This window comes from Polaribacter sp. 2305UL8-11, from assembly GCF_058147165.1.
The window spans coordinates 119,230-134,692 of the sequence record NZ_JBYVJW010000007.1 but is presented as its reverse complement, the minus strand read 5'-3'; the positions used below and the strand labels follow the sequence as shown (position 1 = coordinate 134,692).

Genomic DNA, 15,463 nt, shown 5'->3' with positions numbered 1-15,463 from the left:
AGAAAAAATCAATTTTAAATGAAAGTATATCCTTTTAAAATTCCTAAACCCAATAATAATGCCTTAATTTATCAAGAAGATATTGAGCTTGTTTTTTATGATAAATTACATCAACATGATGAAATTCAGATTAGTTTTATAGAAAAAGGAAATGGAACTTTATTGGTAGGAGATTGTATATCTAGCTATACAGAAAATGATATTTTTGTAATTGGTAGTAATCTACCTCACGCTTTTAAAAGTGATAAAAACTCAGTATCTACCTCTAAAATGCTAAGTTTATTTTTTACAGAATTTTCTTTTGGTGAAAACTTTTTTAGCTTAAATGAATTTTCTGAAATCAATCATTTTTTTTCGAAATCTTTACAAGGTTTAGCTGTAAAAACAAATAAAAAAGGAATTATTGAGCGTTTTTTAAAACTTAAAAATGCATCTAAGCTTGAGCGTTTTATTTTATTTTTAGAAATTGTTAAAATGATTTCAAATTCTAAATCTGATATGCTTTCTACATTTATTTACAACAAGCAATATACTGATATTGAAGGGAAAAGAATGCGAAATGTTTTTGACTTTACTATCGAAAATGCCCACAAAACCATTTATTTAGAGGATGTTGCTAACGTTGCTAATATGACAAAAAATGCATTCTGTAAATATTTTAAAAGACGAACAAACAAAACTTACGTGAGCTTTTTAAATGAAATACGAGTTGAGAATGCTTGCAAGTTTTTAAATTCTAAAGAAGAAATATCTATTGCCGAAATTGCTTTTAAATCTGGATTTAATAACATCTCAAATTTTAATAGAAAATTTAAAGAGATTAAAAAAGTTACGCCTTTAAAATATCGTCATTAATAAATAACTTTATCTAAAGCAATGTCATATTTATTGGTATCTTCTATTCTGCGAATTGGCTTAAAAAAGTTTAATCCAATTGTTTTTACATCTTCTCTACAATTTGCTAAAAAACGATCATAATAGCCTTTTCCATAACCAACTCTGTAGTTTTGTTCATCAGAAATTAAAAGTGGAACAAAAATTAAGTCCAATTTTTTTTCGTCTACTTGTTCTGCATTTATTGGTTCTGGAACTCCAAATTTATTGTTTTCTAATTGTGTGTTTTCATCAAAATAAAAATGAGATAAAGTATTGTCTTCAAAATTACATTTGCTTACAACAATCCTCTTTCCTTTGGCTCTAAAAAAACTGATAATTGGCTGTGTATCAATTTCTTTAAACTTTCTTAAAGACAAGAATACATGAACTGTTTTTACCTCAGAAATATCTAAATCAAAAATTTGTTGATAGATATTTTCTTGCAATGTTTTAATTTCTTCCTCTCTTAATTCTTTGCGTTTTTGTTTATAAATTGCTCTGAGCTGTACTTTATTCATTCTTTAAATCTTCTAATTCCTTTTGCAGTTTTTTAGTCAACCCTTTTACAACTAAGTCATAAGAATGATTGATGAGTTCTCTAACTAAATCATCTGAAACATCACTGGTGTTTATGGCAACTGTATTCCAAAGTCTTTTGTTCATGTGCCAACCAGAATTTATGCCTTCATATTCTCCACGCAATTCTACTGCTTTATCTGGATCGCATTTAAGGTTGATGCTTTCTTCTCCTCTTTCCCATTTATCTAGGCTAGAAAGAGCAAACATTTTATTCATCACTTTAAAAACCAACGTAACATCATCAAAAGGAAAATGTTCTGTAACCCCTTTTTTGGCAATACAAAAATCTCTTAATTGTTCTATGTGCATAAACCCATTAATTTAATAAGTATTTTATCTCTCAAATTTACAAATATTTTTATCACATAAAATTAAATCTTACCTTTAACCAAATCAAACTTATCAAAATGAAAAAAATATACATATTACTGTTTCTTTGCTCTTTTTCTTTTACAATTTTCTCTCAGAAAAAAACAGCAAAAAAAGCTACAAAATGGGATGTAAACAACCCACATAAAGATTGGAAATACAACTCATTTAGTTTGGATACAGATGAAGGAACTTGGATGAATCTTGATGTAAGTCCAGATGGAAAAACCATTGTCTTTGATTTGTTAGGTAATATTTACAAAATGCCTATTTCTGGTGGAAAAGCAACCATTTTACGTGCAGGAATGGCTTATGAAGTACAACCAAGATTTAGTCCTAATGGAAAATATATTTCGTTTACAAGTGATGCAGAAGGTGGTAATAATATTTGGGTGATGACTGCTGATGGGAAAAACGCAAAATCGATTACCAAAGAAAAATATAGATTGCTAAACAATGCTGTTTGGACGCCAGATGGAAAATCTTTAGTCGCTAGAAAACACTTTACTTCTCAACGTTCTGTTGGTGCTGGAGAAATGTGGCAATATCCACTTTCTGGAGCAGCAGGATTGAAATTAACCAAAAGAAAAAATGACCAACAAGACGTAAATGATCCATCAATTTCACCAGATGGAAAATATTTATATTATGCAGAAGATATGTATCCAGGTGGTTATTTCCAGTACAACAAAGATCCTAACAAACAAATCTATGTTATTAATCAATATAATTTTGAAACTGGAAAAATAGAGCGAATTACTGGTGGTCCTGGAGGAGCAGCAAGACCTGTAATTTCTAAAGACGGAAAATTACTAGCTTTTATAAAAAGAATTAGAGCAAAAACGGTTTTATATATTCACGAGTTAGAAACAGGAAAAGAGTGGCCAATCTATGAAGATTTAAGCAAAGACCAAAGTGAAGCTTGGGCTGTTTTTGGAGTGTACCCTCATTTTTCTTGGATGCCAAATAATAAGGATATTGTTATTTGGGCGCAAGGAAAAATTAATAGAATTAATATTGATAGCAAAAAACTTACTAACATCCCTTTTAAAGTTAACGAAAAAATAAAATTAGCAAAAACACATCGTGTTAAAAGGAAAGTTTTTGAAAAAGAATTCACTTCAAAAATGATTAAAAATGTCCAAACTTCTCCTGATGGAAAAACCATCGTTTTTACCTCTTTAGGACACATTTATAAGAAAGAATTACCAAATGGAACTCCCAAAAGAATTACAACTCTTAACGACTTTGAAGCTGAAGCAAAATTTTCGCCTGATGGAAAATCTGTATTGTTTGTTACTTGGAATGATGAAAACTTGGGCGCAATTTACAAAGTAAATTTAGATGGTTCTGGCTTAGAAAAAATTACCAAAGAAAAAGGAATTTATAGAAACCCTACTTATAATAGTTCTGGTTCTCAAATAGTTTACAGAAAAGAATCTGGTAATGGAGATCAGGGTTTTGATTACACAAAAAAAACAGGAATCTATGTTGCAAATGCTGATGGAACTTCAGCAAAAAGAGTATCAAAAGGAGGAGAATTTCCAAGTTTCTCTGCAGACAATAAGCGTATTTTCTTTCAAACAGGAGGTTCATTTTTTGGTGGTTTAACAAAAAAATTAAAGAGTGTAGATTTGAATGGTAAAGAAGAAAGAAGTCATTTTTCTTCTAAACTAGCCAACAGATTGGTACCTAGTAATGATAACAAATGGATTGCTTTTATTCATTTACACAAATTGTATGTTGCTCCTTTTGTAATGAATGGTAGCGAAATAAATTTAGATCAAAATACCAAATCTTTTAAAGTGGAAAGTTTATCTAAAAATGCAGGAATCAACTTGCATTGGTCTGCATATAATCAAAAAATACATTGGACTTTAGGAGATGAATATTTTACCAAATCGATTGTAAATAACACTACAGACCCTTTTGCAAAAACTAATTTAGTTACTGATAAACCTGAAGGAATTAAAATTAATCTAATCGAAAAAGCTGATGTTCCTGAAGGAAGAATTGCATTTAAAAATGCAAGAATTATTACCATGAATGGGAATGAAGTTATAGAAAGTGGAACTATTATTATTCATAAAAATAAAATTGAAAAAATAGGTAAAACAAGTGCTATAAACGTTCCTTCTAATGCAAAAGTGTATGATATGACTGGCAAAACTATTATGCCAGGAATAGTAGATGTGCATGCACATGTGGGTGCTTTTAGAAATGGGTTAAGCACTCAAAAACATTGGCAATTTTATGCAAATTTGGCTTTTGGAGTTACAACTTCTCATGACCCTTCTGTACATACTGCTGCTGCATTTACTTTGGAAGAATTGCAAAGAAGTGGAAAATTGGTGGGACCTAGAATGTTTTCTACAGGGTTTATTTTATATGGTGCAGAAGGAGATTTTAAAGCTGTTGTTAATAATTTAGAAGATGCACGTTTCGCCATTTCTAGAACCAAAGCTTTTGGTGCAAAATCTATTAAAAGTTATAATCAACCAAGAAGAGAACAGCGTCAACAAATAATGCAAGCTGCCAAAGAATTGGGTGTAAATGTAGTTCCAGAAGGAGGCTCTAACTTCTACTCTAATATGTCTATGATTTTTGATGGACATACAGGAATAGAACACAACATTCCTGTAAATCCTGTTTATAAAGATGTTTTGTCTCTTTGGAAAAATAGTAAAACTGGATACACACCAACATTAATTGTAAATTATGGGGGTATGAATGGCGAATTTGAATGGTACCAAAAAATGAATGTTTGGGAGAATAAAACGTTACTAAAATACACACCAAGATATGTGGTTGACCCACGTTCTAGACACAGAATAATGATTCCAGAAGAAGAGTATAAAAACGGACATGTACTAACATCTAAAACAGTTACTGCTTTGGCTAACGAAGGTGTAAAAGTAAATTTAGGTGCTCATGGACAACTGCAAGGTTTAGGTGCTCATTGGGAATTATGGATGCTGCAACAAGGAGGTTTATCTAACCACGAAGCCCTAAAAGCAGCTACTATAAATGGTGCTGATTATATTGGTGTTGCTGATGAAATTGGTTCTTTAGAAAAAGGAAAATTAGCCGATTTAATTATTATGGATAAAAACCCTTTAGAAAATATTCAAAACTCAAATTCTGTAATTTACACAATGATAAATGGACGTTTGTATGATGTAAACTCTATGAATGAAATTGGAAATTATGATAAAAAAAGAGGAAAGTTCTATTTTGAGATGAATGGTTATAATCAAGGAGTGCCTATGAATTTAAATACCAAAAGTTTTACAACTTCTACTTGTAGTTGTCATGAATAAAAAACAGCAATTAAAATTAATATAATTTTATATGATGGAAAATGAGTTTTTAAAATGCACGTCATTAATTACATATTCTGCAAAAAACTATCAAAAAAATAATTTTGATAGCATTTCTGATATTATTTTAAGCAACCAAACCAAAACCATAGAATGGATAAACACTTATGGTATAAAGTATACAGAAATTTTTAAAAAAATTGTTACAAACAATAAGTTAGATGATTTTTTAATGAAATTATTTATGGATGAAGAACATTCTAACAAAGTAATTTTATTAGATGATTTGATATTTGTATCTACACGTGTTTTAATAACCCAAAAAGACTATTTAGATTCCGAACAAATGTTATTTGTTGTTTCTTCTAGCTATTTATGGAGCATTCAAGAAAAAGATGGTGATTATTTTAATTGGATACGTGAACGTTTAGAGGGTAATAAAGGTATTGTTAGAAAGAAAAAAACAGATTATTTACTTTTTTTATTGTTAGAATCTATTGTTGACAATTACCAAGATACTTATCAAAAAAATGCTGAATTAAGTGCAGACAAACTAAGCTCTTCTCAAATAAAGCCTACTCCAGAATTTACATCTCTTGTAGAAAAAAGAAAACAAGAATTATTCAATTTTAAAAAAGCCACTTTAAGTTTAAGAGACACAATTATTAAGTTAGAAAAGATAGAAATTAACGGTTTTGATGTAAAATACTTTAGCGAATTAAAAGAACAGACAAGTAATTTAATATCGAACATAGATTTTGAATTACAGGAACTAGAAAGTAAAATAAATTTAATTTTTAGTATTCAAGGTCACAGACTAAATGAGGTAATGAAAACCTTAACTATTTTGTCTGTAATCTTTATTCCGCTAACTTTTTTAGCAGGAATTTACGGAATGAATTTTGAAAATATACCTGAGTTAAAATTTAAATATGGCTATTTTATTTTACTCGGAATTATGGTTTTAATAACAGTTATTTCTGTTTGGTATTTTAAGCGTAAGAAGTGGTTTTGATATTTGGTTTGTTTCTAAATTTTAAAAAATATAATTTCACCAACCACAAATACAACTCACTTAAAATCAAATGGATACAAAATAAAGTTTTACATTATAAATGAAAAACCTACTTCTAATATTTTTTTCAGCTTTTACAATTTCATCATGTACTAATAAAAAAACTGAAAAATTGACTAATGAAACTTTTGAGTTTTATAGGTCAGAACCAAATAAAGTTTATAGAAAATTAGTTAAGAAACCTGAATTTGATAGTGTATTTTACTTTTATAAAAATGGAAATATTTTCAAAAAAGGAAAAATCAGGAAAAATGGAAAACCTTTTGGCATCTGGAATTTATACTCAAAAAGTGGAGAATTACGAGAAATTAGAGAATGGTTTGTTATCAAAAAACATTCAAGAATAAATAGAGTTTGGTTTCTTAATAAAAGAGGAGATACAATACCTTGGAGAAATCAAGATTCAATTTTTGAGCAGAAAGATTTTATAAATGATACTTTAGGAATTCGTTCAACAAATTATAATGTAATACATTTTAGGAAAGATACTTTAGAGTTTAATGAATCAATGAAAGCTATTGCTTATTTAGGCTCACCAATGATAAGTGAAAAGAATTCTCAATTAATGGTTATAATTGGACAATCAAAAAATAATTTCAACGCTGACTTTTCAAATGAAAATGAAGTCAAATTAGATACTTTTTATAATTTAACAATAGACAAAGTAAATCAAAAATGGTTTCCGAATGTAGAACAAAAGTACTTTACAGTTTTTGGTTATTTTTTTAAAAGTCCTTGAGAAAAAAAAATAAAAGGCTATATGCTTGAATATGCAAAAGGAAATTTTGAAAATGGAATAGATAGTTTAACTACAAAAACATATTTTGAAAAAATAATATATGTGAAAGATTCTATAAAATAAAATTATATTTTTACAATACCATGGCTAGTTTTACCATTTACAAAAATGCGATAAGATTTTATATTCATTTTTTTAAAATTACATTAAACTAAATAACTAACAACACAAAACCGTTAACGAATCTCAATAATTTTTTTCAAAACAACCAAACTCTCTTCAGGATTTTCTTCCATAGGAACGTGACCAGAATTTTCTAAAACCACCAATTTAGAGTTTGATAAAATGCTATTCATTCTTTTTCCATTGTCTAAAGGAATCCAAGTATCTTTGGCTCCCCAAATTAATAATGTAGGTGTTTTTATGCTTTTTAACTTCTCTATATTTGCATTTTCAGAAGGTTTAAAATCAATTTTTGCTCTGTCTATAAAAGCCTTTCTATTTCCAACTCTCAATGCCATTTTGTGATAACGATTGATTAAAGAATCTGTAATTTTGGTATCATCTGCATATACCTGTTTCATGTTTTGCTTGATGACAAATTTTGGTGTAAGATATAAAAACATCGAATTTACAATAGGCGTTTTTGCCATTTTAAAAATCCAAGGTTGTGGTTTATTTGTTGGCAAACCACTGGCATCTACTAAAATGAGTTTTTCTACTTTATCTGGATGTTCTGCAGTGTAATTCCAAGCAATGTTTCCTCCTAAAGAATTTCCAGCTAAATGGAATTTATCAACCTGAATCTTATTTAAAAATTGATGTAAAAAAGCAGTGTAACTTTTTATGGAATAATCTCCAGTTGCATTTGGGCCAGTTAAACCAAAAGCAGGCAAATCCATTCTTATAACTCTATAGTTTTTAGTGAGTTCTTTTGTCCAATCATTCCAAGTGTGTAAAGAAGATGCTGTACCATGAATTAAAACGATTGGAAAGCCTTTTCCTTCATCTCTGTAATGCACCTGCATTCCATCAATTTCTACATATTTAGAATGTTCATTTGCATATTCTTTTTTTAATTCTTCTACAGAAACATCAGCATAAGTAGCATTATAAAGTACGATTAACAGAATAATGGCGAATCCATAAAAAATTCTTTTTTTAGAACCCTTTTTTTTCATCGATTTATTTTATAATTTCATATAAAACTGGCTTGCTAGGTGTAGCATCATTTTCAAAAGGAGCAATCATTAAATTTAATAAATACTCTCCATCTTCGACTGAATTTGGTACATAAATAAACTCTGTAATGGTGGCATCCATTCTAACTTTTCCAGATGTATTCCAAAAAGCGTTATGAGATAACAACTTACCATCATCTTTTTCTTTATCTACTGAAGGTAAATCTATTAACAAATGTTTAATTCCTTTTTCTCTTAAATAAATAGCTGCTTTTTCAGATAAATAAGTTGGGTTTGTATTGGAATATTGCATGGTCTTTTTCTCGGCTAAATTGGGTAAAGTTCTAATTACAATAGCATCTCTTTTTTTATTTCTTAGTGCATTTTGCAATTGTTTTACGCCAATTAAAAAATCTCCATTATGAAACAAAGGCGCAATTGTAACAACTTCTGCTAAAAAAATATAATATTTTAAATTTTTATTTACAGAATGTACTTCTTTAGTAATATGCCCTACACATTCTGTATGTGTAACGTGTGAATGTGGATTAAAATGAATATTGTTAAAATTTACAACAGCACCTTCTGATACTTTTACAACTTCGCCATCAAATTCTTGAGGAAAAATTTTAGGATCTTCTAAATACCAAGCATTTACATTCTTTTTAGAAACGTCTATAGGAATAGAAATATCTATAGGTTTTGAAATGTTTACTGTAATTTTTCTTGAATTGTATTCTACTACTGCTTTCATTTATGCTGAACTTGTTTCAGTAACGTTAATTATTTACTTTTTATATCCAAATATAAGTCTTTTAATTTGGGATTTGTTTGTTTTATTAAATTCCATTTCCAATCTTTATGCCAATTCTTTAATTGTTTTTCTCTTTTAAAAGCTTTATGAAAGTCAGGATATTTTTCAAAATATAACAAAACATTTACATTATATTTTTTTGTAAATTTTACACCTTTACCATTTTTATGTAGCTCAATTCTTTCCTTTAAATACTTTGTAGCCCCAACATATAGAACTGTGTAATTTTTATTAGAAAGTATATAAACAAACCCTTGAATCATATATAAAAAGATATCTTTAAAATTTAATTAATCTTTAACTATGCATCAAAAAAACATTGAAATAAATTCAGTGTAAAAGGTTTAACATAAAAAGGTCGGATGCGATTCCATCAGATAAAAATTTCCCTTTTTTAGTGGTTTTTAAAATTTTGTTTTCAATATACAATAATTCTTTTTGAATGTATTTTTTAGATTGCATTTCTAAATATTTTACATAATTTTCTCCAAAATCATTTTCAATTTTTTCTAAAGAAACGCCCCAAATAGTTCTTAAACCTGTCATTACATACTCATTATACCTATCTACAATAGATAATGTTTCTCTTTGAATTGGCAACTCATTTTTAAGAATAGCTTTTATGTATTTCGAATTGTTTTGTACGTTCCAACTTCTTTGTTTTCCGTTAAAAGAATGTGCAGAAGGACCAATACCTAGATAGGATTTACCCAACCAATAAGAAGAATTATTTTTACTTAAGTAATTTTCTTTTCCAAAATTTGATAATTCATAATGAATAAATCCTGCTTTGCTTAATTCATCCGTTAAAATTAAAAATTGTGCTTCTGCTTTGTCATCATCTACATTTTTAATAATTCCTTTTTTTATAAAACTTTCTAAAGCTGTTTCTGGTTCTACAGTTAGAGCGTAACTTGAAATATGAGGCACTCCAATACTCAATGCCATTTGTATATTCTCTCTCCATTCATCATTGGTACAATCTGGAATTCCATAAATTAAATCGACAGAAATATTATCAAAATATTGCGAAGCAATTTTCAAACAATCTTTTGCTTCTTTAGAATTGTGTGCACGATTCATTAATTTTAAATCTTTTTCAAAAAAAGATTGAACTCCAATACTTAATCTGTTAATTGGCGATTTAGAGAGTGCTATTATTTTTTCTTTAGATAAATCATCTGGATTAGCTTCTAACGTTATTTCTGGGTTTTCTACTACTTTAAAATTGTTGTAAACTGCATCTATTAATAACTGAATTTCTGCTGTTTTTAATAACGAAGGTGTTCCTCCTCCAAAATAAATGGTTTCTACAATATCAATTTCAATCTCATCTTTTCTTAATTCGATTTCTTTTACCAAACAAAAAATTAACTCATCTTTCTTTTTCAAAGATGTAGAAAAAAAGAAGTTGCAATAATAACAAGCTTGCTTGCAAAATGGTATGTGAATGTATATTCCTGACATAAAATAGTTTTCAGTAGCAGTATCAGTTCGCAGATCTATTTGACTCCAAATTTACCTGGGTTATTAATCATGTAATTAATTAACTTTCCTACTTCTAAATTTTTAAAAGTACCTTTATCAATGTATTTACACTCTAAAGCTAACATTAACCAAGTTAAAGTTTCAGAATTTTCAGCATCAGCATCAGAATCAGTCAATTTACTTGAAAAATATTTTAGGTATTGTCTCTTTCTATAGGCTTCTGATATATTTGCAGACACACTTCTAGAAGATCTTATTTGGTCTGTTAGAGAATACTTTTCTTCTTTTGGAAAAGATTTTTTAAATGCTAATAGATCTATAAAACTCATAACTTATATTTCATCAAAATTGTTAATCAAAACTGCTACTGCTACTGAAAACTAAAAAATTATTTAATTTTTTTAGGATTCTGCTTCACAAAACTCGCCCAACCTGTATAATTTTTACCTCCAACCACTTTTCCTGAGTTGTAAAAATGACAAACTGCAGCTGCTAAACCATCTGTAGCATCCAAATTTTTAGGCAAGGTTTTTAAATTTAACAAAGACTTTAGCATCAAAGCTACTTGCTCTTTACTCGCATTTCCATTTCCTGTAATTGCCATTTTTATCTTCTTTGGCAAATATTCAGTAATTGGTATTTCTCTAGACAAACCTGCAGCCATTGCAACTCCTTGTGCTCTACCCAACTTTAGCATACTTTGTACATTCTTACCATAAAAAGGAGCTTCAATCGCAATTTCATCTGGATGATGTGTATCTATTAATTCTATAGTTCGTTCAAAAATGAGTTTTAGTTTTAAGTAATGATCATCGTATTTTTTAAGTTGTAATTCATTCATTTGAATAAATTCCATTTTTTTACCTACAACTTTTATCAAACCAAAACCCATTATTGTGGTTCCTGGATCAATTCCTAATATGATTTTTTCTGTCTTCAAAATCGTAGATTGTTTTTGGTTTTCTCTTTATGCTTACTCACGATTATTTGTTACTTTGCAAACAATGTACAATTCGCTTTCTTACAAATCTAAACAATTCTTTTGGTTGATAATAAAACTATCTATTGTAATTGGTTGTGGATATTTTATTTACACAAAACTTGTAGAAAATGAGCAATTTAAGTTTATCGATTTTTATCAAAATTTGATTAAAAACAATGTTTTTTCACTCAAAAACATTATTTTACTATTCTTTTTTTCAATTTTTAATCATTTTTTAGAAATTTTAAAGTGGAAAAAACTAGTTGCGTTTGTTAAAGAAATTTCATTTTCTGAAGCTCTAAAACAAAGTTTAGCCTCATTAACAACATCTTTAATTACACCCAATAGAATTGGAGAATATGGTGCAAAAGCATTGTATTTTGATAAGCTGCTTCGAAAACAAATTATGGGTTTAAACTTAGTGGGTAATTTTTATCAAATGACTGCTACTCTATTTTTTGGGATGATTGGCTTTATTTATTTTGTAATTCAGCATTCGATAGAAATTGATTTTCATCGAATTTTTCGTTTTTTAATTTTAGCATTATTCGTAATTTCTGCTTTCTTTTTTGGTGCGAAATATTTTAATTACAGAGGATATTCATTTGAAAAAGCGAGAAATTTTATTAGAAAAATTCCACTGAAACTAAATATTGAAATTGGTTTTTTATCGTTTTTAAGATTTGTAATTTTCTCTCATCAATTTTATTTTTTATTGTCGATTTTTAAAGTTGATATTTCTTACATCGATGCAATTTCTGCAATAACATCAGTTTATTTTATTGCTTCAATTATACCAATGTTGTCTCTATTTGATGTTGTTTTAAAAGGAACAGTTGCTATTTGGGTTTTTACTTATTTTAAAGTTGATGCATTTAAAATCTTATCAATCACAACAATTATGTGGATTTTCAATTTTGTTCTGCCAGCAATTATAGGAAGTTATTTTGTGTTAATTTTTAAACCTAATTTTACCAAATGATTTGTTTTTTAGCTTTTTTATTCGCTTTCTACGCAATTTTAATTGTCTCTTTGGCAATAGGATTCAAAAAAGTTGATGAATATATTCCTAAAAATCTTAAAATTAAAACAACTATTTCTGTTGTTATTCCTTTTAGAAATGAAGCTAAAAATTTATCCAAATTATTAAATTCTATTGCTAATTTAAATTACCCAAAAAACTTAGTAGAATTTATTTTTGTTGATGATGATTCTTCTGATAATTCTCTCGAAGTTATAAATAACTTCATTTCTTATTGTCAGGTTAAGCGCAGTCGAAACCTAAAACCTCTTGACTGTGGTCAAGGAGACATTTTTATTATAAAAAACAACAGAAAATCCAATTCACCCAAAAAAGATGCTATTACTACTGCAATTTCTAAAGCTAAAAATGATTGGATTCTAACTACAGATGCAGATTGTGTTTTACCAGAAAACTGGTTGCAAACTATTGATAATTTTATACAAAGCTACAACCCAAAAATGGTGGTTGCTCCTGTAAATTATAAAATTGAAAACAACTTTTTAGAGCAGTTTCAATTACTCGATTTTATGAGTATGCAAGGAACTACTATTGGTGGTTTTGGAATAGATTTTCCTTTTCTATGTAATGGCGCGAATTTGGGTTACAAAAAAGAAGATTTCCTAAAACTAAATGGTTTTGATGGCAACAATGCAATTGCAAGTGGTGATGATGTTTTTCTGTTTGAAAAATTTTTAGAGAAGGACAAAAAAAGTATCCGATTTTTAAAATCTAAGGAAGCTATTGTAACTACTTTTCCTGTAAAAAGCTGGTCAGATTTGATAAACCAACGTACAAGATGGGCTGCAAAAACCAGTAATTTTAAATCTGTAAAAGTTAAGTTGATTGGACTTCTAGTTCTTTTGGTAAATTTAAGTGTGCTTCTTTCATTATTTCTTGCAGATGCTATACAAATAAAACTAATTCCTTTTGGGTTTAAGTTATTAATAGACTTGTTTTTATTTTTACCTACAATTCGTTTTTTTAAACATCAAAAAGGGTTTTTAAAATGGTATCTGTTGAGTAGTTTTATATATCCTTTGTTTAGTGTTTTTATTATTTTTAAATCAATCTTTTTTAAATATCGTTGGAAAGGAAGGAGTTTTAAAAAATAAAATTAGTTGGAAAACAAGTTTAGCCCAGATTGAACAATTTGTTTGAGTTATTTTTTAATTTTCAGTTCGGATGAATTTGTTAAGAATGAAGAAATTTGTATCGAGAACAAAACTAAAAAAATAAATAGAAATACTGAAACAAGTTCAGTACAAGAAGCTGGAAATAGCTTCTAAAAATAATATATTTGATTTATGAGCATATTTGGTTTAAGAACATCAAACCCTGCATTTTCTGGATATTTTTGGAAAGATAGTAAAAGATCTTTTGCAAAAATGAGTTTGGGAGGAATTATCTTAAAGTCTATTTTAATGCTCTGCTTGGTAGCAGCTTCAGCATTATATACATGGCATTTATTTTTTAACGGAACTGACATAAAATGGCACACATCCATAGGAATGTTTGTGGCAATTGTAGTGAGCCTATTTATTTCTTTTAAACACAATTTAGCAAAACATTTATTGCCAGTTTATGCGTTGGCAAAAGGATTTTTTTTAGGCGGAATTAGTGCTTATGCTCATAAAAAATTCCCAGGTTTACCCATACAAGCAATTGGTGTAACAATAGTCACATTTTTAGTAATGTTTTTGTTATTTAAAACTAAGATTATTAAAGTTACAAAACAGTTTAAAGCTGTTGTAATTACTGCTTCTATAACCATTTTTACCATCTATATAATTTCTTGGATTTTGTCTTTTTTCGGAATTTCTGTTCCGTTTATTTGGGGCACTTCTTGGATAGCAATTGGTTTTAATACGATTGCTGCAATTGTAGCCTCGTTAAGTTTATTATTGGATTTCGATTATATAGAAAGACAAGTTGGAAAAGCACCTAAAGAGAAAGAATGGTTGGCAACTTGGGGCTTTTTAATTACCCTAATTTGGTTGTATATAGAGGTTTTAAGATTGCTAAAAAAATTAGCCATTCGATTTTGAAAAAAAGAAATCTAAGATCGCTTCTGCTTTAAACCAAAGAATTAAAGCGATTGCCAATAACACAACAAGAAAAAGTCCTTTTTGGGGTTTTGTTTCTTTTCTTCTACCAAATCTCCTTTTAAATTGCATATTGGTTGTAATTTAATTAATTTTAATACTTTAACAAAAGTAAAAAACTACGCTAACAAATACTAAAAAATTTTATTAACTTCGTTCGATGACAATAAAAAACAAACAACTTGCAGATAGAATTTATCTTATTTTAGCTGCTTTATTTATTGCTTCATTAGTTACATCAAACCTTATTTTTCAAAAATTCTTTTATTGGTATCCTTTTAATATAGAAATTTTTGATGTTAAATTATTCGAAGTTTCAGTTGGCTTATTGCCATATCCAATCACCTTTTTAATTACAGATATTTTATCAGAAATTTATGGTAAAAAAAAGGCAAACGAAGTTGTAATTGCTGGTATTTTTGCGTCATTTTTTTCGCTATTAATTATTTATGTTTCTAAAGAAGTGCCAGCAACTTCTTGGTCTCAAGTAAAAGATGATACATTTTTAAATGTATTTGGAGCTGCTCCTTTAGCCGTTTTTGCTTCGATGATTGCGTATTTATTTGCACAATTCATAGACATAAGAGTGTATCACTTTTGGAAAAACTTAACCAAAGGAAAGCATTTATGGCTTCGTAATAATTTTTCAACATTTACCTCTCAATTTATAGATACGCTTACAGTTTTAACGTTACTTTGTTCTTTTAACATTATTTCTTGGAATAAGTTTGCAGGTCTATTAATTAGCGGAGTTCTTTTCAAAATAATTATAGCAGCATTAGACACACCAATTTTGTATATGATTGTCTTTGCTTTCAGAAAAAAATTCAACTTAAAAATAGGAGAAGAAATTTTAGATTAATTTTGTAATCAATGAAAAAATATCTCGTCTAAAAAATTAGAAAATTTATAAA

16 protein-coding genes are annotated in these 15,463 nt (G+C 28.2%); 8 read left to right on the top strand and 8 right to left on the bottom strand.

The features are described 5' to 3' along the window. Positions 1 to 18: 18 nt before the first annotated feature. Complete coding sequence (locus ACY2RW_RS08380; protein ID WP_490122268.1) at positions 19 to 855, top strand: AraC family transcriptional regulator; 837 nt, start codon at positions 19 to 21, stop codon at positions 853 to 855. Here the strand turns inward: ACY2RW_RS08380 and ACY2RW_RS08375 are convergent. After that, a complete protein-coding gene (locus ACY2RW_RS08375; RefSeq protein WP_490122267.1) occupies positions 852 to 1,394 on the bottom strand; it encodes a 5-formyltetrahydrofolate cyclo-ligase in 543 nt (180 codons plus the stop codon). The genes ACY2RW_RS08380 and ACY2RW_RS08375 overlap by 4 nt on opposite strands. Continuing rightward, positions 1,387 to 1,764 (bottom strand): MmcQ/YjbR family DNA-binding protein, encoded by a 378-nt coding sequence (locus ACY2RW_RS08370; RefSeq protein WP_490122266.1) that lies wholly within the window; start codon positions 1,762 to 1,764, stop codon positions 1,387 to 1,389. Before ACY2RW_RS08370 ends, ACY2RW_RS08375 begins: the two co-directional genes overlap by 8 nt. 98 nt (positions 1,765 to 1,862) lie before the next feature. Here ACY2RW_RS08370 and ACY2RW_RS08365 point away from each other — a divergent pair, with 98 nt between their 5' ends. The 3 genes from ACY2RW_RS08365 to ACY2RW_RS08355 all read left to right on the top strand — a co-directional run bounded on the left by ACY2RW_RS08365 (position 1,863) and on the right by ACY2RW_RS08355 (position 6,958). Continuing rightward, the gene (locus tag ACY2RW_RS08365; RefSeq protein ID WP_490122265.1) at positions 1,863 to 5,144 is read left to right on the top strand and encodes an amidohydrolase family protein; all 3,282 of its coding nucleotides are present in this window, start codon (positions 1,863 to 1,865) and stop codon (positions 5,142 to 5,144) included. A gap of 31 nt (positions 5,145 to 5,175) precedes the next feature. Next, on the top strand, positions 5,176 to 6,159 hold the full coding sequence (locus ACY2RW_RS08360; protein ID WP_490122264.1) for a magnesium and cobalt transport protein CorA: 984 nt from the start codon (positions 5,176 to 5,178) through the stop codon (positions 6,157 to 6,159). Between the two features lie 100 nt (positions 6,160 to 6,259). Next, positions 6,260 to 6,958 (top strand): hypothetical protein, encoded by a 699-nt coding sequence (locus tag ACY2RW_RS08355; RefSeq protein WP_490122263.1) that lies wholly within the window; start codon positions 6,260 to 6,262, stop codon positions 6,956 to 6,958. Between the two features lie 236 nt (positions 6,959 to 7,194). On the opposite strand, the gene ACY2RW_RS08350 is transcribed toward ACY2RW_RS08355, so the two are convergent. The 6 genes from ACY2RW_RS08350 to ruvC form a co-directional block, all read right to left on the bottom strand. Further along, the gene (locus ACY2RW_RS08350; RefSeq protein ID WP_490122262.1) at positions 7,195 to 8,139 is read right to left on the bottom strand and encodes an alpha/beta fold hydrolase; all 945 of its coding nucleotides are present in this window, start codon (positions 8,137 to 8,139) and stop codon (positions 7,195 to 7,197) included. A 4-nt stretch (positions 8,140 to 8,143) separates the two neighbouring features. Next, entirely contained in the window at positions 8,144 to 8,893 is a 750-nt protein-coding gene (locus tag ACY2RW_RS08345) for a cyclase family protein (RefSeq protein WP_490122261.1), read from the bottom strand. Positions 8,894 to 8,922: 29 nt separating this feature from the next. Further along, positions 8,923 to 9,216, bottom strand: coding sequence for a GIY-YIG nuclease family protein (locus ACY2RW_RS08340; RefSeq protein WP_490122260.1), 294 nt, complete (start codon positions 9,214 to 9,216; stop codon positions 8,923 to 8,925). Positions 9,217 to 9,283: 67 nt separating this feature from the next. Continuing rightward, on the bottom strand, positions 9,284 to 10,420 hold the full coding sequence (hemW, locus tag ACY2RW_RS08335) for a radical SAM family heme chaperone HemW (RefSeq protein WP_490122259.1): 1,137 nt from the start codon (positions 10,418 to 10,420) through the stop codon (positions 9,284 to 9,286). 35 nt (positions 10,421 to 10,455) lie between these two features. Then, on the bottom strand, positions 10,456 to 10,770 hold the full coding sequence (locus ACY2RW_RS08330; protein ID WP_490122258.1) for a four helix bundle protein: 315 nt from the start codon (positions 10,768 to 10,770) through the stop codon (positions 10,456 to 10,458). Between the two features lie 59 nt (positions 10,771 to 10,829). Then, positions 10,830 to 11,381, bottom strand: a complete 552-nt coding sequence (ruvC, locus tag ACY2RW_RS08325) for a crossover junction endodeoxyribonuclease RuvC (protein ID WP_490122257.1) — start codon at positions 11,379 to 11,381, stop codon at positions 10,830 to 10,832. Positions 11,382 to 11,445: 64 nt separating this feature from the next. Here ruvC and ACY2RW_RS08320 point away from each other — a divergent pair, with 64 nt between their 5' ends. From ACY2RW_RS08320 to ACY2RW_RS08305, 4 genes are all read left to right on the top strand, one after another. After that, the gene (locus ACY2RW_RS08320) at positions 11,446 to 12,405 is read left to right on the top strand and encodes a hypothetical protein (protein WP_490122256.1); all 960 of its coding nucleotides are present in this window, start codon (positions 11,446 to 11,448) and stop codon (positions 12,403 to 12,405) included. After that, positions 12,402 to 13,559 (top strand): glycosyltransferase family 2 protein, encoded by a 1,158-nt coding sequence (locus tag ACY2RW_RS08315; protein WP_490122255.1) that lies wholly within the window; start codon positions 12,402 to 12,404, stop codon positions 13,557 to 13,559. The genes ACY2RW_RS08320 and ACY2RW_RS08315 overlap by 4 nt, the downstream gene beginning before the upstream one ends. A gap of 192 nt (positions 13,560 to 13,751) precedes the next feature. Next, a complete protein-coding gene (locus ACY2RW_RS08310) occupies positions 13,752 to 14,492 on the top strand; it encodes a Bax inhibitor-1/YccA family protein (RefSeq protein ID WP_490122254.1) in 741 nt (246 codons plus the stop codon). A gap of 217 nt (positions 14,493 to 14,709) precedes the next feature. Next, positions 14,710 to 15,411, top strand: coding sequence for a queuosine precursor transporter (locus ACY2RW_RS08305; protein ID WP_490122253.1), 702 nt, complete (start codon positions 14,710 to 14,712; stop codon positions 15,409 to 15,411). Positions 15,412 to 15,463: the final 52 nt, after the last annotated feature.